This window comes from Polyangium fumosum (genome assembly GCF_005144585.1).
GTDB lineage: Bacteria > Myxococcota_A > Polyangia > Polyangiales > Polyangiaceae > Polyangium > Polyangium fumosum.
Genome location: NZ_SSMQ01000009.1, coordinates 211182 through 232582, shown reverse-complemented (window position 1 = coordinate 232582; position 21401 = coordinate 211182). Strand labels below are relative to the sequence as shown.

The window sequence follows — 21401 nt, the reverse complement described above, 5'->3', positions numbered from 1 at the left end:
CATGATGCCGCTGCCCGAGAGACCACCGGTAAGCCGTGTGCGGGAAATCCGCACGCACGGTTTGAACGGGAGTCTTGCCAGAACCATGCGCGGATGGTCGCGCAGAACAAGGTAGGATTTACCAATGCCGAGCATCTTCTACGCGCCCGACCAGATCAGCATCGACGTCGAGGAGAGGCAAACCCTCTTGAATGCCGCGCTCTCCGCGGGCATTCCGCACACCCACGTCTGCGGCGGCCACGCGCGTTGCTCGACCTGCCGGGTGATCGTCGTCGAGGGCCTCGACAACGTCGAGCCGCCGAACGAAGTCGAGCGCGCGCTCGCCGAGCGCCTCGGCCTGCCGCGCGAGGTCCGCATCGCTTGCCAGGCCACGGTGCGCGGGCCGGTGCGCGTGCGCAGGCTCGTGCTCGACGACGACGACGTCGCCCTCGTCGGCCGCATGCGCGCGTCGAAGGTCGACCTCACCCCGGTCGGCGAGGAGATCCGCGTCGCCATCCTGTTCTCCGACATCCGCGGCTTTACCCCGTTCACGGAGGCGCTCCTGCCTTACGACGTGATCCACGTCCTGAACCGCCATTTCGAAGCGATGGGCAGCGCCGTCGCGAGCGCGGGCGGGTTCATCAACAATTACATGGGCGACGGCTTCATGGCGCTCTTCGGGGTCGACGGAAAGCCCGACGCCCCGATGCGCGCGGTGCGCGCCGCGCTCGGCATGCTTTCGGCGATGCAGTCGAAAATGACGCCGTACCTCCGCGCGACGTACGGGCACGTCTTCGACATCGGGATCGGGATCCATTACGGCGAGGCTGTCGTCGGTCCGATCGGCTCGTTCGACCGGAAAGCGATCACTGCGATCGGCGACGCCGTCAATTTCGCGAGCCGCATCGAATCCGCGACGAAGGACGTCGGCGCCCGCCTGCTTGTTTCGGAGGCCGTCTATCGCGAGGTCACCGGGCGCGTGACGATCGGGAAAACCGCGCGTGTCTCGGTCAAAGGAAAGACCGGCGAGCACCAGCTCTTCGAGGTCACCGCCGCGTCCGAGGCGTGACGCTCCGTTTTTTCGGTACACGAGCAGCTCGCTTCCGTATTCGAGTCTGCCTCGCGCCGGGGATGGCGGGCATGGAACGCGCGTTCTTCGAGGCGCTCGCTGTGCGCTCTCCCAACGACGGCGACGCCCTGACGCTTTGCGCGGAGGAGCGCGTCACGGCCGGCCCGGCACTGCCGTTACGTAACCATCATGAGGAGATGGAGACGTCACTCCACCGGATGGGGTGTAATACGGCGTAAACGGAACGCGGCGATTGAGACAGGCGTTCGCGCTCTCCGGGCTCAACGGCGCGCTGGCGCCTCGGCTCGTGGCAGGACCACGCCCGAACGCTGCCAGGGCGTCCTTCGGCCGCGGGCTGCCGCGCGGACGAGCCCCTCCGTGCGGTGGGGGAAAAACCGCACCATGCGTGGCGGCCCGGTGATCCGGCGTTCGAGCGTGCGTCGGGACCTACGCTGGCCTTCGAGGTCGGCCTTGGCGAACCTCGACAGCGATGTTTTCCGGCTCGCTCGTGTGGTGACAGTTCGATGGCGGCGACTGACGCACCGCACCATCCTGCCATTACAAACCCGAGCGACGGAATTCAGGCCGTGCTGCGCCATCGGCGAATTTTTTGGGGGGCCGCGGGCGGCCAGAGCGCGGGATGGCGGTCGCGTCGAAAAAAGCCTCAAGACCGCTGGAACGATGAACGTGCACACGGATCATTGGATCTCAAATGATCAGCGATTGGCCGGAGCACCGCGGAATTTGGGCTTGCCTTCTTCGATCGGAGCAGACATTCTGGCGATGGTAACACGCCGCCCTGCGCCCAATCCGAAGATTGGTGCGGTCCGTCATGGGGTGCGTGGCCGGGGGACATCACTCCTATCCGCGCGGGGGAATGGCAGCCGGAGCTGCGCCCGTCGATTCGACGCGCGTATCGTCGAGCGGCGGCGCTCGGGGTGCGTTTGCGTGGTCCCTCGGAGACGATCTTAACCGGCAAATTCACTGCCATATGAGAACGGAGAAGACCGATGCCTAACGACGATACCCCCCCTCTCGTATCCATGGCGCAGCAGTTCACCGGGCTCCCGATGGGTGATCTCATCGGTGCGCCGTTGCTGGCAGCCGCCCAGGCCAACAGCATGATGGCCGCGACGCAGACCAAGTTCTTGCTCGATACGGCGTTTTCCGTCTCCGGGGAGGGCGACAAGCAGACCTACAAGCCTGTCATCATCACCATGGAGCTGACGCGCTCGGCGCTCGTCGCGGGAGAGCCGGGCAAGAGCGACCCGAAGATCCTGCCCGTCACGACGACGTTCGAGCTCCCGCTGTTGACGATCATCCCGCTCAACTCGCTCGCCGTGGATGATGTCGACGTATCCTTCAACATGGAGGTCAAGTCGAGCTACTCGGAGGCCACGAACAACTCGACGCAGGAATCGCTCGCCGCGGCGTCGAGCTTCTCCACGAAGTTCGGCTTCGGCGTCTTCTCGGCGACGGTCCAGGGGAACGTGTCCTACGACAAGAAGACCTCTTCGTCGCGCGACACCCACTACGAGAAGAGCAATTCGGCGCAGTACACCGTGAAGGTCCATGCCGGTCAGCTCCCGCTGCCGCAGGGGGTCAACACGATCATCCAGGCATTCACCAACGCGATCACGCCCATCACCATGCCCACTGCGGGCAAGCAGGGAAACTAGGCGTAAGGATCCACCGGCGCGCAGCCCGGCGCGGGCGAGCGAGCCCGCGCCGGGCTGCGCGGCGTATCTCCCAGGCACACGAGCGAGGACCTCATGACAAGCCAGATTCCCTGCCCGAACTGCGGTACTCCGATCGTCATCGATGCCAATCTGCTCCTCGCCGGCAAGCGATTTTCGTGTACCGGGTGCGACGCCACGGTCGCGCTCGGAGCCGCGAGCATTCCAACCGTCTCGCATGCCGTCGACGAATTCAACGCCCTCCGCAGGCGGATCGAGGGCGGGGGCGCTCGATGAGGCGTACACGATCGCGGCATACCACGGAGCTTCGTAGCCAATGATCAACCTGGAACAACTCGTTTCCGCGGTTCAGCGCAGCGCGATGGCGGCGTCCGACGCGCTCGTTGCGAAGAACCTGGACACGTTGCAGCAGTTCTTCGAGCCCGCCGAGGACGACGAGGCGTCGAAGATCACGGAGGCCACGCAGCGGGCCCTCTCGGCCTCCCGCGCGGCGTCCGACGCGGCCTCCGGCGCGACCTCGGGCGCGGCAGAGTCCGACAGCGCGCGCGCGGCCGTTCGGCAGGCTGCGGAGGCGCTCGAGACGGCGGCGGCGGCAATGGCCAAGCGGCGCGGCTCCTCGGGGATGCTGCGACCGAAGATGATGGCGGTGCAGTTCCCGCATGTGACGAAGGAGGGGCCCGGGATCCATACGGTCTACGTTCCGCTCATCGCCTTGGCGCCCGTCTCGTTCGCGCGCGTCTCGGAGGTACGATTCAAGACGGACCTCCATCTGAGCGCTGCGGGCGACGAACTCGCGGTGAGCTTTCCGAGCAGCGGCGAAGCGAGCGGCGGGCCCCCGCCGGCGAGCGCAGCGCCCGACGGCGGCGCGACGCCGAAGGGGACCCCGACGTCCGCGAGCATCGAGATCGTCGTGAGCGAGACGCCGCTGTCCCAGGGGCTGCGGCTGCTCGTCGAGGGGTACGAGCGCGCGCTTCGAGCCCAGATCCCTGGTTGAAGATCGTCGGTTCCCGACGCAGGAGGGATGACCATGCCGCTCACGTATAAAGAAAAGAACATCGTCGCGGGTATGCAATGGTTGAATGCTGAGGCGATCATCAATCAATTCACGTCGTATGATGAAAGGATGCAAATCATCGGCGCGGCCCTCAAAAAGGCGAAGATTGACCCGACGGAGGCCAACATCGTCGAGGCTGCGGGGCTGTTGGGAATCGAATTGAAGAAGGACGAAGAGGACGAAGAGGTGGTTCGGGTCACGGTTTGCAGGGAAGCGGTGGCAGAACTCCTTGGGGAGGACAAGGACATCGCGAACGCTCTACGACAAATCGCCAATGGACAAGAAGGCCGCTCCTTCAGTGACAACACGGGACACCTCCGCGTCGGTGGTTATGGCACGTGGAACATCCTCTTCGAACGTGGCAATCCCCAAGTCGTGCTGGGGCTCGTTGACGGGCACATGGACAAGGAGATGTCCCAGAAGGTGAGAAATCAAGTCGGCGACGTGAAAGGGCGTGACAAAGAGGATACCGTGGAGCTGGAAGTCGTCGGAAATTTGGTCCGCCTACCGCTGACGAAGCAAGAGGCGAAAGAAGAGAAGAGAGAGCAAGCGAAGCAGGTGCAGCAGCAGCAGCAGCAGCAGCAGCAAAAGCGGGGCAAGTGAGCTCCGACGAACGTCATCGAATCCTTCCTTCCACATCAACGAGAGGTGCGTGTCATGGGCAGCGCAGGAACCGTCGTTCGTCTTCCGGTGGGCAGCGTCGGCATCGATCGCAGCGCGACGATCGCCCCGCAAGCGGCGGAGCTCTTTTCGCTCGGGTACCGCTTCGCCATTCGTAACGTCGGCCTCCCCGGCGGCTCCACCAATGGAGTCCTCACGGAGAGCGAGGCCCAGACGATCCTCGGCGCGGGGCTCGCGCTCGGGCTTTATCAGACGTACCGGAACACCGGCGTCACGGCCGCTCAGGGGCTCACCGACGGCGAGTTCATCGCGGATCAGGCGCAGTCCTTCGGCTTTCCCATCGGCCAGGGCATGGCGCTCTGGTGTGATCTCGAAGGGACCTTCGACGTGCCCGCGGAGACGCTGATCCAGTACCTGACGAACTGGACGGTGGCCGTGACGAACCTGGGATACGTCCCCGGGCTCTACAATGGTCCGCAATCGCTCCTGTCGGCGTCGCAGGTCGGCGCTCTGCCGTTCAAGGCTTTCTGGCAGGCGGCGTCGCTGGTCCCCGCCGTCCCCGATGGGTACCAGATGTACCAGCTCAACCCTGCCAATACGATGGTGGCGGGCATCAACGTGGACATGGACGTCGTCCAGCAGGATTTCGGAGGCGGCTGGCCCACGTTCTGGCAGGGCTGATCATGCGCAGTCGCCCAACCCGACCCACACAGAACACGAGGGAGCCGTATCATGAAATGGGAGTTCAAAAACGACGATAGAGGCTTCTCTATAGAAGGAGACGTCGGAAACCACTACGGAGAAGTCGTTGGTAGGTACATGCCTGGAAACCTAAAATCGACGCTCGAGATGGCAACGACGCTCGACGTCGACGAGGTTCTGTTCCTACCAAGCGGCTACATAGCGCAAGTCGGCTACATGAGGACAGAACCGACGGGCCAAGGATTGGGGTACATGCTGTGTTATGCCGCCGGCCAGGCTGCGGCCAACTGGGGGTACGAATACTTGTTCGTAAGCTCGGGGAGCATCGCCGGAGGGGGAATGCATTTGATGAAGAAGCTGGGATGCGGGGCGCTGAAATTTCTGGAGCTCAAGCACAAGACAGGAAAGGATACGACGCAGGTGGGGGGCTACCTGCTGAACATAGCAGACATGACCGAGAAAGCGGCGGAAGGATACAAGACGAAGGGTTGGAGAAAGATCGGCATGAAATTGTGATCGAAAAGCCTGCCCTTTTCAGGAGATTCTCATGGGCTCAGGACGAATCATCCATTTTTCACCAGGCACGGTCGGCGTCGACAAGACCGGCGCGCCGATCCCGAGCGGCTCCGCGAAGCAGCTCTACGGGCTTGGTTATCGCTTCGCGTTGCGTGGCATCGGGGTGCCCAATGTCGCGTCGTCGCAGGCAGGTCAGCTCACGGCGAGCGAGCTCGCGGGCTTGTTCGGCGCGGGGCTCGCCGTGAGCCTCTTCCAGCTCAACTTCCTCCAGAGGACGATCGACGCGGCGCAGGGGACGGCCGACGCGAATTACCTCGTGGAACAGGCGCAGGCGTTCGGCTTCCCGCAGAACACAGGCTTCACCCTCTGGTTCGACCTCGAGGGGAGCATGGCCGGGGCGTCGGCCGGCCCGCTGCTCGACTACGTGAACGCGTGGGCAGCCGCTGTCACCGCCGGAGGGTTCGCCGCCGGGATCTATACCGGAAAACAGAGCGTGCTCTCGGGAACGGCCATCTCGAATCTCCCGAACGACTGCGCCTACTGGCAGGCCGCGCAATTCCTGCCGTATTCGATGCCGGCGCGTGGCTACCAGATGTATCAGCTCTATCCGGCGGGACGCACGATCGCGAACATCCCTGTGGACGTGGACGTGGTCCAGCAGGATTTCCTGGGCGGAACAACGCCGTTTTTGGGGTCTGCCTCGACGTCGGCGTGACGGGTGCCCCGCGGGTGTGTCTCCGTCGAAGGAAAGACCGGCGAACACCAGCTCTTCGAGGTCACCGCCGCGTCCGAGGCGTGGCGCTCAGTTCTTGCGGTACACGAGCAGCTCGTTGCCATATTCGAGCCGCCGCAGGCGCCGGAGCCCGTGCGGCTCCATCACGGAATCGAGGGTCCGGGGGTCGAGGTATTCGACGCCGATCCACGTGAACGCCGGGTTCGGATTCACGATCACCACATGCCCGCCCGCCGTCAGGCGCTCGGCCATCTTCGCCGCGGCCCGATCCAGGTGCGGCACGTGGTTCAGCGCGTGGACCGCCGTCATCACGTCGTAGCGCCGCCGCAAGCGCCGCGCGGCCGCGCCTGCGCCGAAATCGGATCGCTCGACCCCGTCGATGCGCCGCCCCGGGTGGCGCCCCCGCGCCTCACGCACCACGAGCCCTGCCCCGCTTCCGATATCGAGCATCGAGCGGAACGGCAGCTCGTCGAGCATCGTGAACAGCGCGACGAGATCCATCCGGTAGCTCGGCGATCGATGAAACGCTTCGAGCTCCCATCGGGGCCCCTCGGAGACGCGGATCGTTTGCAGGGCGGGGTGGTTCATGGCGCAGCGAGAGCAGGAAATCGTTCCGTGAACGTACGAATCCCTTGCACCCCACGTGCCATGGTTCTGGCGCGAGGTTTTCCGGCGCGCGTTCCGCTGGGGCTGCGCATGTTGAGCAGGAACGGCGCGACCTGCGCGGCGTGTGTTCCTGCGCTGTCACGGTCGAGGCGCTCGGGACGGAGACCCAGGGACGAGGGGCGATCTCGCAGGGATCGAGCGTGGCCGCGGCCGGCTCGCGGGCTGTCCCTCCGGGTGGACGCATCGTGGGGGCGGGTGCACGTTGCGTTGACCGATCCGGAGTCTTCTGGTCGCATTCCTGGAATGTATTTTCCGCGTACGCGAGCCCTCCTCTCCTTCGGGCTCCTAGGTTGCGCGGCGACGGTGCTCATGCCGCTCGGCTGCGGGAGCAGAATCGTAACCCCGGCGATGAGCGAGGGTCCGCGCGTGCCGGACGCCACCGCGGAGCGTCTGCGGGAGTGCGTGGATGCGTTCGGCGGCGAGCTTCGCGCGGGGTACTACACGTTCGACTACACGGTGAACGCCGACCAAGAGGGCCACATCGTCGATGTGGAGTCGAAGGGGGTGCCCCATGCGGATCTCGCGGCATGTACGCGCATCGCGCTGCGCGCCATGACGGTGCCGAAGGAGCTCCTGAAGCTGCGGCTGGCCGAGCCGCTTGCCCAGACGAACGTGCAGACGATGCCGGGGCGCGCGCTGGTCGGGAACCTCTTGGTTGTGGGCGTGATGGTCGCCCTCGCCGATCTCATCATCGAAGCGGGAGGGGTCACGATCGTGATTGCCGTTTCTCTGGAGCTCAGCAAGGATATTGCGGAGACAGTCAAGGGGAAGTGGTCATGCACCGCATCTTGCAACGTGCAGCAGATCAACCCGAGTGTCTCTTGTCCTGACCGAGCGATAGGAACCGCAGGCGGACCTAACGAGCCTGCCGCGTGTGTGGAAGCGAAGCGCAGTGCTACGCAATCGACCCCAGCTGGCTGTTAACCGCGGCACTGTCAGTGCCGTTGTTCCAAAAGATGACGGAGCAAGTGATGCAGTCCTCCAAGGTCGTCGAAGCTCTTGAGCTGGCGGTGCCTGCTGCCGACGGGGAAGAGTTGCTGTTCAGGCTGGAGGTGTTGGCGCACGGGGCCGGGAACGCTCGTCGCTACCGCTGCCGTCTGTACCGGCTCGAAAGCTTCAGATTCCGAGTTCTCGGCAGCAAAAGCGGTGGTCGCGGCAGGAAATGGGACGGTGCTGACTACCGTTGTTGGGTCGTGGATGACAGCCTCGGGGTCGATCTTCTGTCGTACCCCTCTATCGCGAAGGCTAGAAATGCGGCCGTCTTTTCATTGAAGACCCAATTGGGTCTTCAATAAAAGTCGTCCGGTTGCACAATCAAAGCCCCGGGATGCTCCCAAAGAGCGAAGGCTCGATCTTGCCGACCGTCGCTTCGACCTCGAACCGATACACCACGCCGTCGACGTCCTCCGCGACGACACGCCGCAGCGCCGCAGGATCCCCGCGGGCCACGAGCACCCGGTCGACGTGCAGCTCGACGTGCAGGATCCCCGTGCCGGGCTCGCGCGGCGCGCCCGTGAGCACGATCGTCGTGGGCGACGACGAACCCTGCCCGATCGAGAGCGAAAACGTCCCCGGCAGGCCCATCGCGAGCGCGCGCCAGAGCGCGAGCAGCGGCGTGGGGACGCGGCGCGGCGCCGAGGGGCCCTGGCCGTCGCGGACCTGGATCGAGGTGACCCCGTCGTAGACGATCCGATCGTGCCCGTGCACGTCGCTCAGCACCGCGAGGCGGAACGTCGCGCCGTCCCGCGCCTCCACCTCGACCGCGACGGGCGCCGCCGGGACGACCACGCCGTCCGGCCCCGTCGCCTGCCAGTGGATGAGCGCCGCCACAGGCGAAGAGCGCGGGTAAAGCGCGTCGAGCGCGTTCGCCACCTCCTCGGCCGAGCCCGTCGGCGCGCCGAGCCGCTCGGGCCAGGTGAGCGGGGACGCGAGCGAGACCGGCGAGATCCGCGTCGACGTCACCGGCTCGGTCGCGTGCGGGCCGAACGTGGCGAGGTCGTTCTCCGTGCCGTCGGGCGGATCGAGCAGGAGCAGCCGCCCCACGTGCGTGAGCGCCGCCGTTTGCGGCAGACCCGGCGCGCCCTGCGCGAGCGCGGGCGTCGCCGCGGCCGCGAAACGCGCGCCCACGGGCGGGAAGGGCAGGGGAGGCAGGAGCGGCTCGGGCGGGCGGCCCGGGTAGACGAGCGCGCGGATCAACGTCGCGCCGAGCGGATCGGCGGCGCGCAGCGCGTCCGTCCGGTCGCGCGGGACCCAGTCGAAGGCTTCCCGCACGGCCGCCACCAGCGCCTCCACGTCGAGCCCCTCGCCCCGCATCCGTTCGAGCGACCCTTGCAGCGCGGCCGTCCCGCCTTGCTCGGCGGCCTTGCGCAGGAGCGGGATGCCGCGTTGCGCCGCGCCTCGGGACAGGGCCACGAGGCCCGCGCATGCGAGCATCGACGCGTCGCCCGGCGGCCGCGAACCGGCGCGCTCGAGCCGCGACATCGCCTCCTCGTAGCAGGCGCCGGCCGCGCGGTGCGCGCCGAGATCGTCGAGCCGGCGCCCGTGCCGCACGAGCTCGAAGGCCGCGCGCAGGTGCACACGCCCGTGCCGCGCGTCGCCCTCCTCCTCGCTCGCCTGGAGGAGCCCGGGCAGCTCGTCCACGCCGCGGGCGTGCTCGCGCATCCGCGTGAGGTACCAGGCCATGTCGGCGCGGCGCTCACGCATGTACACCTCGCCCGGGTGGTCCAAACAAACGTCCATCCAGCGCAGCCCGTCCTGCAGCGCTTCGAGCCGCTCGATCGCCGCGTCCTTCCGGCCGAGCGTGGAGAGCAGGTGCCCTTCGAGCAGCACGGTCGAGAAGCGCACCCGGTGCACGACCGCGCCGAGCCCGCCGAAGGAGGCGCGTAATTGCCCGAGCCGCTCGAGCGCCGCCTCGACCTGGCCTGCCCGCGCGAGCACCGCCGCCTCGTTGTAGGCGGCCGCGGCCGCGACCTCGTGAAACGGGCTCTGCCACGTGCCCGCGAGCCGCTCGGAGAGCGCGCCGAGCACGGCGAGCGCGTCGTCGTAATGCCCCGCGAGCCCGAGCGAGGCGCCCTCGTTGCACGCCGCGATCGCCGCGATCGCGCCTTCGACCGGGGACGGCGAGGGGCCGAGCCGCTCGCGCAGGGCGCTCGCCCGGTCGGCCGCGTCGTCGGGCCTGCCCGAGCGCGCGAGCACGAACGCGGAGAGGCACGCGGCCGCCGCCTCCGTCTCCCGCTGCGCCGCGCTGCTCCCGCCCGGCGTCGACAGCGCCGCATGCCCGAGGGCCGCGAGCGCGCGCGCGTCGTCGCCTCGCTCGATCGAGATCACGCCGAGCACGAGCGCCGCGTCCGCCGCGAGCGCGCGCAGATCCACCGAGGACGTTTGTCCCGGGAACTTCCACTCCCCGGCGAGCTCCAGCGCGGCCGAGAGGCTGTCGGTCGCGAGGGCGAAGCGCTCGCGCGCCGCGTGGCGCTTGCCCCGGCGGTAGAGCGCGAGCAGCACGGCCTCGAAGAGCTCCGGATCCTCGTGCCGGCGCTCGTGGAACCTCCGGACGACCTCGTCGTACTCGCCCGTCTCCGTCTGCGCCGAGAGATCCCCGAGCGCGAGGAACGCCTTCGCCGTCTCCTTGCTCCCGCGCTCGTCGCGCACCGCCTCCCGCACGATCGCCGCGCAGATCTTCGCGGCCTCGGCGTTCCGGCCTTGCGCCCGGAGCGCCATCGCCTCGGCCAGGCGCTCGGCGTGCTGGGCCGAGAGCTTGCGCGTCGAGAGCGGATCGGGGCGCCCCGGCCGCTCCGTGGGTCGGCCCCCGGCCCCGGCGGAGGGCAGGGTCGTGGGCGGGGCCGAGAGCCCCGGCGAGCTCGGCCGCTCCGCGGGCACGACGCGGAGGCCCTCCGCGGGCGTCGCCTGGGGGGCCGCGCGCCGCGCCTCGATCGCCGAGAGCAGCTCCGCCGACATGGGCCGCGCGCGCGCGCCCACCTTGATCGGGCTCGACTTCGAGAGGCACTGTACGAAGCGGAAATAAGCGTGCGAGAGCCCCTGCGGATCCGACGTCGGCTCGACCTCGGCGGCGAGGCGCGGGGCGGGCTTCGTGGCGCTGCGCTGCGGGATCTGCGCGAGCTCCACGTACAACGACAGGTCACACGCGGGCAGCGCGAGCGTCGACCGCAGCAGCGCTTCGAGCCGCGGGCGCGCCTCCTCCACGAACGCGCGGCCCGCGGGGCCGTCGGCCACGTGCACGAGCAGCGGGAACAGGTGGAGTGGCCGATCCGTCGAGGCGATCGCGCGCCGCCCGTGCGCCCAGGCGCCGAGCTCGATGGCCTCTTCGAGCGACGCGTCGTCGAGCACCACCACGAGCTTGTCCGCGAGGTGCGAGGCCAGGAGGGCCGTCGTCTCCGTCTCGCCCGTCGGCGCGTCGAGGAGCACCGCGTCGTAACGCCCGCGCAGCGCCGCGGCGACCTCTTCGAGCACGCCCGGAAACGCTTCGAGCCCGTCGAGCGGCCGGTTCCGCTCGCGTGGCGTGTCCTCGCCGCCGACGGGCAAGAAGTGCAGCTCCACCGTCCGGTCCTCGGGCAGGCCTGGGTAGCGCAGGGGAACGCGCCGGATCGCGGCGTCGTTCGCCTCGATGATCCGCTCGACGAGCTCGCGCGCCGCGCCGCTGCCGGCCGGCCCGCGCGTCGCGGGGAAGCGCCGGGCTTCTTCGCGCACCGAGGCGAGCAGATCGACCATGCCGGGCGCGGGCCGCGGCCTCGGGGCGTTCGACGTGGCGGCGCGGCGCTTCGTGTCGTCCGGGAAGTAGCGCGTGAGCGTGGGCGAGTCGACGGCGAGGTCGATGACGAGGACCTTGTCGCCGCGGTGGGCGAGCAGGGCCGCGAGGTTGGCCAGGGCCATTGCGCGCCCCGCGTCGCTGCGCGCGGACGCGAACACCGCGAGGTAGCCATCCCGAACGGTAGGCAAACGAAAACCCTCCAGCGGCCTACTTTCGCATGTTGCGGGCGCGGTACAAGAGGATCGATTCCCTCCCCCCCATCCCCTCGCGGGCGAGGGGCGAAGAGGTGTCCGTCACCCCTCTTCCGCGCGAGAGAGGGGCCGGGGGTGAGGTCTGATCAAAGCGATCCCGACTCCATCGCCGCCTTCTCGGCCGCGCGGACGGCGGTCTTTGCTTTCGCCTTGCCGGCGATCACGCGCGCGAGTGCGTCTGCGTAGACCTCGGTCGTATCCATCGCGTCGAAGATCATGTTTCGCAGGAGCAACGGCGAGAGCGGCTCCTCGGTGTAATCGAGGGCGATCTTGAACCGGACGGAGCCGTCGTCGAAGTCCATCTCGAAATTGCCATCGCCCATCCCGAAATTCGCACGCGTGACGAACTCGGCGAGCTCCGTGCGCAGCTCCTTCTTCGCCTTCGGCTCGAAGATCACGTACACGACGACCCGCTCGAGCTCCTCGGACAGACGGACCGCGAACGCCTCCACGATCCCCTGACCCACCGCGGCCAGGTAGTCGATGTAGCCCGCCTCGTCCTCGGCCAGGGCGAACGTAAAGCCCGAGGCCCCGAGCACCTCCTCGACCACCAAACGCGCCGTCCGGGGCGCTTCCTCGACCTTCGCTGCCTTGCGCGCCTTCGTTCCGGCCTTTTTTGCTGCCATGGTCTCGGTCCTCTGCTTTTCCTCGGCCTTGCGAATCATGTCGAGCAGGTTCTGGGTGTTCGGCCGGTGATGCCAGTCGAGCGGGGCGAGCGCGAGGGCCCGCACGCAGTCCTCCACGGCGCCCGTGAAATCGGCGCGCAGGGCCCGCAGCGCGGCCCGCTCGCCGTACGCGCTCGGCTCGGCCGGCGCGAGGTGGATCGCCTCCTCGAGATCGACGATGGCGCCTTCGAGATCCCCGTGCCGCTGCTTCGACAGGCCGCGCCGCTGCCAGGCGGGCGCGAAGTTCGGGGCGATCTTGATCGCGTCCGTGTAATCGGCGATCGCGCCGTCCACGTCATCGGCGAGCGACCGGGCATTGCCGCGGTTGTACCTCGGCGCGTGCTCCCCGGGCGCGAGCTTGATGGCCTTCGTGAAATCGGCGATGGCGCCGTCGAGGTCGCCCTCCTCCTGCTTGCGATTGCCACGATTGTTGATCTCGGCCCACGCGGGCATCCCTCCCTCGGGCGCCTCCGTCGTGAGGATGGGCCTCGGAGGCGCGTGCTTCGTAGGGGCCCTCTTGGTGGCTTTCCTGGCAGGGGTTTTCTTGGCGGGCGTAGGTTTGGTCGTGCGCGGCATGCGTTCGGCGCAGCCTATAGCACGGGGGCGCGCTGCTTCTCACCTCCCGACCGGCCCGCGAGCGCTCTGGACCGTTTTTCGTGACGCGAGGGGGTAGGCGCGTGGCGAGGGGGACGCGCGAACGTGACGCGAGGGGGTAGGCGCGTGGCGAGGGGAACGCGCGAGCGTGACGCGAGGGGGTAGGCGCGTGGCGAGGGGGACGCGCGAACGTGACGCGAGGGGGTAGGCGCGTGGCGAGGGGGACGCGTGAACGTGACGCGAGGGGGTAGGCGCGTGGCGAGGGGGACGCGTGAACGTGACGTGAGGGGGTAGGCGCGTGGCGAGGGGGACGCGTGAACGTGACCGAGGGGGTCGCCGCGTGGCGAGGCCTCCGGTCCACGGGGCAGGGGGCGCGGCGCCCGAGCGAGCGCCGCGCCTGGCGTGGCTTTACTGAATCAGCCGCTTGATCTCGCCGCCCGCGACGTACGAGCCGCCGCCCGAGGCCTCGACGACCTCGTCGCAGACGTAAAGCACGCCGAGCTCGCGGATGCTGCGCGGGAAGCGGATGTTGTAGTTCGGGTTGAACCCGTCCGACACCACGCGCGCCCGGAGCTTCTTGCCCTCGGGCACGCATTGCACGAGCACGCCGTCGCCGATCTCCGTGCACGTCGGCAGATCCGCCGCCGTCGCCGGCGTCTTCGCCGCCTTCGAGGACGACCCCGACGAACGCCGGGCGGACCCGCCAGAGCTCGCGCTCACCGTCTCGCCCGGCCGGAGCAGCCGCTTGATCCAGCCAGCCGCGCGGTAGAAGCTCCCGTCGTTGCTCCCCACCACGTTCTCGACGAGGTACGTGACGCCCTCCTGCCGGATCGCGCGCGGGAACTGCACGTTCTTCGACGCATCGAAGCCGTCCGAGATCACCTTGATCCGGAGCTTGCCGCCCTCCTTCTCGCAGCGCACGACCACGCCGCCGTCCGCGCTCGTGACCGTCGGCAACCCCGCCGCGCTGCCGCCCGCCGTGCCGCGCTGCGCGAGGTCGCCGCGGCTCCGCGCCCCGGCCTGGTACGACTGATCGCGCAGCTCCTTGCGGAGCACGCCGTCGTACGACCGCTTCTCCAGCCGGTCGGCGAAGTGCTCGAGCTGCTCGATCTCCTCGGCGAACGCGAACTGGTTCGCGAGCGGGCTGTTCCGCAGATCCTCGGCCATCTTCCGCAGCTTCTGCGCCGCGTTCTTGAGGTCGCCCTTGTCCGCGAGGTCGACCGCCTCGTCCTTGAGCTTCGCCGTCTCCAGGCGCCGCGCCTCGCCGATGACGTTGATGTCCTGCGCCGCCGCGGCCGCTTCCTCGGCCGTGCCCGCGTTCACCGTCACCACGAACTCGCCGGACCCGTCCTTGATCGAGCCGTCCACCACCGTCTGGTACTGGAACTGGACCGACGCGACCTTGACCGGCCCGGCCTTCGTCGGCTTCACCTCGAGCTCGAGCGCGAGGACCTTGTCCTCCACGGCGTATACGTCGCCGAGCGTCACTTCGAGCTCGTTGCCCTTCTCCTGGATGCGGTACTTGTTCAGCACCCAGCCGTGCTCGACGACCTCGTCGGGCCGCACGCTCACCACGAGGTTCTGCCCGATCACGGAGGACAAACCTTCGAGCTCGATCTTGAAGACCTGCTCGACGTCCTCGGGCGACTCGATGAAATAGAAGTTGCCCTCGGCCTCGCGGGCCATGCCGATGAGCAGGTCCTCGTTGAAGCCCGAGCCGAAGCCGAGCGTCGTCGTCACGACGCCCTCGCCGGCCTTCTCGCCGGACGTCTTCTTCAGCACGTCGGGGTCGGTGATCCCCATGTTCGCCTGGCCGTCCGTGAGGAGCAGGACGCGGTTCACCTCGTCCTTTTTCGCGTGCTTCTTCACGTGCTTGACGCCTTCGAGCCAGCCGCCCGAGAGGTTCGTGCAGCCGCCGGCGCGCGCCTTGCCGATCTTGTCCTGGATGCCCTTCTTGTCCTTGGCGAGCACCGGATCGACGATCGTGTCGGGGCTGTCGTCGAAGATGACGACGCTCACCCGATCGTCCTCCTTCATCTCGCCGACGAGCGCCTGCGCCGCCTTGATGGCCTGGCGCAGCGGCGTGCCGCCCATCGAGCCGGAGCGATCGAGCACGAGGCTCAGGTTCAGCTTCCTCCTCGGCGCGTCTTCCTTCTTCCCCTCTGCCCCGAAGCGGACGACGAGCGATAGCTTGGTGGACTCACCGACGACGATCGTCGGCTTGCTCAATGCGTAAGTCGCTTTCACGGAGTTTCCCCTCTGGACGCCCGAAGTGGCCGCCCGCGCGGCCTAGAGACCTATCACAAGGCGACCAGGGCGGAAAATCAGGATCTCAGGGAGCGAAGAGGATGAGCCGAGGGGAAAGGATCTCGTCGCCGAAGTCCGGAGCCGTGAACTTCGCCTCCTTGTTGTCGCCCCAGCAGTGGAGCTGGCCCTTGCTCGTGCGCGCGCACGTGTGGCGCCATCCGGCCGCGATCTCGACCACGTCCGGCAGCTCCACGGGCAGGGGCACGTACGTGGTATTGGTCGTTCCATCGCCAATTCGCACGACCGTGCTCGACACGTAGGGCTTGCCCTCCGCGCCCGAGACGCTCGCCGTGTGCTGGAAACCCGCGGAGACGAAGATCGGCGAGGGCACCGCGGAGGCGTCCGTGGGCGACGTGCGCCACGTGAACTCCCCGTCGATCCCGAGCTGGCCCTGATAACCGTTCCCCCAGCAATATTGCTGTCCGCCCTTCAAGGCGCAGGTGTGCTCGTAGCCGGCCGAGATCTGCTCCACGGAGGTCAAGCTCACGACCTTCGGCGCGGCCTGATCCGGCCCGTCGCCGATCCCGAGCCGACCATAAAGGCCGTTCACGCCCCAGCAATGCAGGGTCCCGGCCTTCGTCACCGCGCACGTGTGCTCGAATCCCGCGGACACGTGGACGACGTCCGCGAGCGCCACGAGCGACGGCATGTCGACCTTCTCGCTCGGCGTCCCCAGCCCGCATTGCCCCATATCGTTCGCGCCCCAGCAATACAGCTCGCCCTGGCTCGTCACCGCGCACGTGTGCCGCCCGCCCACGCTCACCTCCTTCGCGCCGACGAGGCTGACCACCGTGGTGGGTTTGTCCTGCCAGTTCCCGCTCGCCGTCCCGAGCTGCCCGCTCGTGTTCCAGCCCCAGCACCGCACCGTCGTGTCCTCGAGGACCGCGCACGTGTGCGCGATGATCTGGTCCGCGCCAGCCGCATTCTTGAAGACGCCGCCGCCCGCGTCGATGTGGACCGCCTTTCCCCCGACGGCGACCTTCTGCGGCAGGTACTGGTCGAGCATGTCCCCGATCCCGAGCTCGTACGACGTGTTGCTCCCCCAGCAATACACGTCCCCGAGCGCCGTCCGCGTGCACGAGTGCCGGTAGCCGGCCACGATCTGCACCGGATCGTCGCACGTCGTCCCGGCGCACTGGAGCCCGCACCGGACGCCGCAACCGCCGCAGTTCGCCGGGTCGTTCTCGACGACCGTCTCGCAGCCCGGCGCGTCGTCGCAATCGGCCGTCCCAGGGTCACACGAGGGAGCGCCGCCCGCGCCCCCGGTGCCGCCCGTGCCGCCGCCGCCCGTACCGTAATCGCGTGGCTCCGGCGTGCACGCGGCCAGGACGGCGAGGCCGACGACGAGGGCGCTTACGGAGAATGCATTTCGCATGATGGAACCTCGAAGGAAACCAAAGCCTACCGCGCTATGCTCGCGTACGGCGGCTCGATTGTCAATGCCGCCCTCACTTCGAGCGCGAGAGCCCCATCCTCTGCCGGCGCTCCCACAACGTCTTTCGGCTGATCCCGAGCCGCTTCGCCAATTCGGTCTCCGTCATGGTGTCCTGGTTTTCCACGACGAACCGACGGAAATACTCTTCCAGCGATACGTCCGAGGGCAACGAGGTCGGCGCCGCGCCGCGGCTCTCTTCCTCGGCCTCCAGGCCGAGCAAATCCGCGGTGATCGTCCCGCCCTCCGAGAGGATCAGCGCGCGCTCGATCGCATTCTCGAGCTCGCGCACGTTGCCGGGCCACGAATGGGTCGTGATGGCCTTCTCCGCGTCCGGCGAGAGCGCGGGCACCGGCCGCCCCGCTTTTCGAGATCCCTCGGTGATGAAATGGCTCGCGAGCGCGAGCGCGTCCTCGCCCCGCTCGCGCAGCGGCGGCAGCCGCACCTCGATCACGCGCAGCCGAAAATAAAGATCGCTCCGGAACGTGCCCGCCTGCACCATCGCCGCGAGGTCCCGGTGCGTCGCCGCGACGAGCCGCACCGACACCTTGCGCGCCCGCGTCGAGCCCACGTGCCGCACCTCGCCCGTCTGCAAAAACCGCAGGAGCCGCGCCTGCGCCGCAAGGGGCAGCTCGCCGATCTCGTCGAGGAACAACGTGCCGCCGTCGGCCGCCTCCACGAGGCCCGCGTGCGCGCTCGTCGCGCCCGTGAACGCGCCGCGCTCGTGGCCGAAAAGCTCGCTCTCGATGAGCCCCTCGGGGATGGCCGCGCAGTTGACCGGCACGAACGCGCGTCCGCCGCGCCGGCTCGTGCGATGAATCGCGGCCGCGACGAGCTCCTTGCCCGTCCCGCTCTCGCCGAGCACGAGCACCGTCGCGTCCGTGGGCGCGACCTTGCGCAGCCGCGCCTCGACCTCGCGCATCGCTTGCGACCGGCCGATCAAGCCCTCGAACACCCCCTCGTCCGCGCGGGCGGCAGGCGCGGGGGGCACGTCCGCGGTGGGCTTCGGGCGCGACAGGATACGCTCGACGAGCGCGAGCAGCTCGTCGTGTTCGAACGGCTTCGACAGGTAATCGACCGCGCCCTGCTTCATCGCGTCGACCGCGGATCGCACGGTCGCGTAACTCGTCATCACGAGGACGGGCACCCCCCGCGTGCGACACGGATCGATGAGGTCCGTGCCGGGCGCGCCGGGCAGCCGCACGTCGGTGATCACGAGATCAAACGAGCCGAGATCGTGCTCTTCTTCGGCCTCGCGTACGCTCTGCGCCTCGGCGACGTCGTGGCCGGCGCGCGCGAGCAGGCGGCGGAGCTCGCTCCGGATGATGGATTCGTCTTCGACGAGGAGGAGCCGCGGCATCAGGTCGTCCCGCCAAACGCGGAGAGCGCATCCTCGCCCAGACGGGGCGCGAGCGCGAGCGGAAGCCGCACGTGCACCGTCGTCCCCACGCCCGGTTCGCTCTCGACCCACACCGCGCCGCCGTGCTCCCGCGCGATGCTCTCCACCACGGCGAGCCCGAGCCCCGTGCCCTCGCCGCGTGGCTTCGTCGTGAAAAAGGGGTCGAACATCCGCGCTTTCACCTCCTCCGGAATGCCCGTCCCCGCGTCGATGACGCGCAGCACCACCGACGCGTCCTGTCGCTCCGCGTCGATGAACACGCTGCCTCCCTCCTGCGACGCGTCACAAGCATTCGTCAGCAGATTGATGAGGATCTGCGTCAGGCGTTGCCGGTCGGCGTGGACGGCGAGGTCGTCCGGACAGACGTTTTCCATCTGGATCCGCTTGCCCGTCCGGTCGAGCCGCACGAGCGCGATGGCCTGGTCGACGACCGGCGCGAGCGGGACACGGGCGAATGTACCCTCCGGCCCCGGCTCCACGGCGCTCGTGCCTGCATGGCTGTAGCCGAGGAGGGATCGAACGATCGCGTCGATGCGCCCCGCTTGCTCCAGGATGAGCCGCGCCCGCGCCCGCGCCTCGGCCGCGTCCGGCTCTTCCGCGAGGTTCTGCGCGAGGCAGGTGATGCCGGTCAGCGGATTGCCGATTTCGTGCGCGACGCCGGCCGCGAGCCGACCAACCGAGGCGAGGCGATCCCGATGCACGAGCTGCGCTTCGAGCGCCGCGCGCTCCGTGCGATCTTCGAGGAGGAGCACGAGGCCAAACGGCGCGCCCGTCTCTCCAGCGCTTTCGGCATCGAGCGAGGCCTTGTGCAGCCGCACGGCGAGGCGGCGCCGGCCGTCGTCGAGGGCCACGTCGGCCTCTGCCCGCGCGGTGTCGTCGGCGAACGAGGAGAGGATGGGCCCGAAGGGAGCGGGGAGCCGTTCGAGGGGCAAACCCGAGGCGACCTCCGGCGCGAGGCCGGTCGTGCGGGCGAGCGCGCGGTTCCACAGAATGACGTCGCGGCGGGGCCCGAGCGCGCAGACGCCGATGGGCAGCTCTTCGAGGACCGTGCGTAAATACCGCCGCAAGAGGTCGAGCTCGGCCGCGATTCCGGTGAGGCCGAGGGCGGGCCGATTGAGGCGTTCGTCGAGGAAGCGGAGCTGATCGGCGATCGCGGCGTCGTCGCCCTCGCCGCGATCGGCCGGATGCACGAGCAGCCGCGCGAGGATCGGCCCAAAGAGGCCCGAGAGATTTCGCTCGACCTGATCCCCGAGGCGGCGCAAATCCGCGCGGCCGAGCCCTTCCCGCGAAAGACCAAGTTCGCCGAGGGCCCGCGTGATCTCGGCCTCGGCGACGGCGGCGCCCAGCTTGCGCGCGAGGGCCTGTTCGAGCTCGGACGCCGAGCCCCAGGGCGTCGCGGGGGGCCCGACGACGATCGCCTCCCGCGCGCAGATGCGCGCCGCCTCGGCTTCTTCGGGGGATTGCCCGCCGCGCAAGGACACGCCGCCGAAGAGCGCCACGTTCACCGATAACGAGAGCACCGTGGGCAAGGTCCAGCTCTCCCCGAGGTCCGCGCCGAAGAGCGCCCGCGCGCCGAGATCACCCGGCAGAACCCCGGTGCGCGAGAGCAAGGGCAAGAGCGCCGCCGCCACCCACACGAGCGACCCGGCGCCGAGACCGCTAAGAAATCCGGCCCGCGTGGCGCGTTTCCAGAACAAGACGCCGAGCAGGCCCGGGAGGAACTGCGCGAACGCGACGAACGACACGAGGCCCGTCTCGACGAGCAGCCCGCCGCGCTCCTGGACCCGGTAAAACCCATACCCTGCGAAGATGAGGGCCGCGACCAGCGCGCGGCGCAGCCAGAGCAGGCGCCGGTACGGGTCTTCGCCGAGCTTGTCGAGGCGAACCGGCAAGACGAAATAATTGACGCACATGCCGGCGACGGCGATCGTCGTGACGATCACCATCGCGCTCGCCGCGGAGACGCCGCCGAGGAACGCGAGCAGGGGGAGCTTCGTCGACCCGAGCGCCGCGGGCACGGCGAGCACGTACACGTCGGGCGAGGCGTCGAGCCCGAGGCGCTGACCCGCCCACAGAATCGGCAAGACGGGCAGGTTGAGGAGCAAGAGGAACACGGGGAACGCGACGGCCGCGAACCGGAGCGAGCGCTCCTCCGCGCCCTCGGCGAATGCGACGTGGTATTGCCGCGGCAAGAGGAACGCCGCGCCGAAGGAGAGGAGGATCAGGGACGAATAACCCGTTCCTTCGCGCACGGGCGCCGCGAGCCGCTCGGTGACCTCGGGGTGGGCCGCGAGATACGCTTCGAGCCCTCCGATCCCGCCGTGCACGCCGAAGAGCGCGGCGGCGCCGACCGCGAGGAGCGCGACGAGCTTCACGACGGATTCGAATGCGACGGCGAGCGCGAGCCCTCCGTGCCGCTCGCGCGCCGTGAGGTGCCGCGCGCCGAAGAGCACGGTGAACGTGGTGAGCAGCGCGGAAAACCCGAGCCCGAGCGCCGTCGGCGAGGCGGTGGGGGCGAGGGCGCGCGCGCTGTCGACGACGGCGTGAATCTGCTGCGCGATGTACGGGACGCTGGCGACGAGCGCGAGCAGCGTGACGAACACGCCGACGCGGCGCCCGCGATACCGGAACGCGAAGAGGTCCGCGAGCGAGGTGAGCTGCTGATCGCGCGAGAGGCGCAGGATGGGCTGCCAGACGAGCGGCGCGGCGATGCAGGCGAGCGTCGGCCCGAGGCACACCGCGAGGAACGTGAGGCCATGGCTCCCCGCGAACCCCACGCCGCCGAAATAGGTCCACGACGTGGCATATACGCCGAGCGAAAGCGAATACACGAGCGGGTTACCCGTGAAGCGTCGCGGAATGGTCCCCCGCTCGGCGAGGTGCGCGAGCAAAAACAAGAGCGCGAGGTAGCCGAGCGCGACGAGCGAGAGGGTGGAGGTCGCGATCGTCAT

Annotated in this window: 17 protein-coding genes; 10 read left to right on the top strand and 7 right to left on the bottom strand. The window is 68.7% G+C overall.

Annotation, left to right across the window (positions count from 1 at the left end; translation table 11 throughout):
- Positions 1–124: 124 nt before the first annotated feature.
- The 8 genes from E8A74_RS11680 to E8A74_RS11645 all read left to right on the top strand — a co-directional run bounded on the left by E8A74_RS11680 (position 125) and on the right by E8A74_RS11645 (position 6353).
- Positions 125–1048, top strand: coding sequence for an adenylate/guanylate cyclase domain-containing protein (locus E8A74_RS11680; protein WP_136929031.1), 924 nt, complete (start codon positions 125–127; stop codon positions 1046–1048).
- Between the two features lie 1010 nt (positions 1049–2058).
- Positions 2059–2727, top strand: coding sequence for a DUF2589 domain-containing protein (locus tag E8A74_RS11675; protein ID WP_136929030.1), 669 nt, complete (start codon positions 2059–2061; stop codon positions 2725–2727).
- A gap of 93 nt (positions 2728–2820) precedes the next feature.
- Positions 2821–3021 (top strand): hypothetical protein, encoded by a 201-nt coding sequence (locus E8A74_RS11670; protein WP_136929029.1) that lies wholly within the window; start codon positions 2821–2823, stop codon positions 3019–3021.
- Positions 3022–3061: 40 nt separating this feature from the next.
- Positions 3062–3739: a hypothetical protein gene (locus E8A74_RS11665; protein ID WP_136929028.1), complete on the top strand. Its 678-nt coding sequence runs from the start codon at positions 3062–3064 to the stop codon at positions 3737–3739.
- Positions 3740–3772: 33 nt separating this feature from the next.
- Entirely contained in the window at positions 3773–4402 is a 630-nt protein-coding gene (locus tag E8A74_RS11660) for a hypothetical protein (RefSeq protein WP_136929027.1), read from the top strand.
- Positions 4403–4456: 54 nt separating this feature from the next.
- Positions 4457–5101: a glycoside hydrolase domain-containing protein gene (locus tag E8A74_RS11655; RefSeq protein ID WP_136929026.1), complete on the top strand. Its 645-nt coding sequence runs from the start codon at positions 4457–4459 to the stop codon at positions 5099–5101.
- A gap of 51 nt (positions 5102–5152) precedes the next feature.
- Positions 5153–5638, top strand: coding sequence for a hypothetical protein (locus E8A74_RS11650; protein ID WP_136929025.1), 486 nt, complete (start codon positions 5153–5155; stop codon positions 5636–5638).
- A gap of 31 nt (positions 5639–5669) precedes the next feature.
- Positions 5670–6353: a glycoside hydrolase domain-containing protein gene (locus E8A74_RS11645; protein ID WP_136929024.1), complete on the top strand. Its 684-nt coding sequence runs from the start codon at positions 5670–5672 to the stop codon at positions 6351–6353.
- Between the two features lie 87 nt (positions 6354–6440).
- Here E8A74_RS11645 and E8A74_RS11640 read toward each other — a convergent pair whose 3' ends face one another.
- A complete protein-coding gene (locus E8A74_RS11640) occupies positions 6441–6959 on the bottom strand; it encodes a class I SAM-dependent methyltransferase (RefSeq protein WP_136929023.1) in 519 nt (172 codons plus the stop codon).
- Between the two features lie 444 nt (positions 6960–7403).
- On the opposite strand from E8A74_RS11640, the gene E8A74_RS11635 reads away from it, so the two are divergent.
- Together E8A74_RS11635 and E8A74_RS11630 are read left to right on the top strand one after the other, a co-directional pair.
- On the top strand, positions 7404–7961 hold the full coding sequence (locus E8A74_RS11635) for a hypothetical protein (RefSeq protein WP_136929022.1): 558 nt from the start codon (positions 7404–7406) through the stop codon (positions 7959–7961).
- A 47-nt stretch (positions 7962–8008) separates the two neighbouring features.
- Positions 8009–8332, top strand: coding sequence for a hypothetical protein (locus tag E8A74_RS11630; RefSeq protein WP_136929021.1), 324 nt, complete (start codon positions 8009–8011; stop codon positions 8330–8332).
- A 19-nt stretch (positions 8333–8351) separates the two neighbouring features.
- Here E8A74_RS11630 and E8A74_RS11625 read toward each other — a convergent pair whose 3' ends face one another.
- The 6 genes from E8A74_RS11625 to E8A74_RS11600 form a co-directional block, all read right to left on the bottom strand.
- Positions 8352–11990, bottom strand: a complete 3639-nt coding sequence (locus E8A74_RS11625; RefSeq protein WP_136929020.1) for a hypothetical protein — start codon at positions 11988–11990, stop codon at positions 8352–8354.
- Between the two features lie 149 nt (positions 11991–12139).
- Positions 12140–13171: a tetratricopeptide repeat protein gene (locus E8A74_RS11620; RefSeq protein ID WP_170229052.1), complete on the bottom strand. Its 1032-nt coding sequence runs from the start codon at positions 13169–13171 to the stop codon at positions 12140–12142.
- A 549-nt stretch (positions 13172–13720) separates the two neighbouring features.
- A complete protein-coding gene (locus E8A74_RS11615) occupies positions 13721–15559 on the bottom strand; it encodes a vWA domain-containing protein (RefSeq protein ID WP_136929018.1) in 1839 nt (612 codons plus the stop codon).
- An 85-nt stretch (positions 15560–15644) separates the two neighbouring features.
- Positions 15645–16994 (bottom strand): RCC1 domain-containing protein, encoded by a 1350-nt coding sequence (locus E8A74_RS11610; RefSeq protein ID WP_136929017.1) that lies wholly within the window; start codon positions 16992–16994, stop codon positions 15645–15647.
- 73 nt (positions 16995–17067) lie between these two features.
- Positions 17068–18411: a sigma-54-dependent transcriptional regulator gene (locus E8A74_RS11605; protein WP_136929016.1), complete on the bottom strand. Its 1344-nt coding sequence runs from the start codon at positions 18409–18411 to the stop codon at positions 17068–17070.
- Entirely contained in the window at positions 18411–21401 is a 2991-nt protein-coding gene (locus E8A74_RS11600) for an ATP-binding protein (RefSeq protein WP_136929015.1), read from the bottom strand. The genes E8A74_RS11605 and E8A74_RS11600 overlap by 1 nt, the downstream gene beginning before the upstream one ends.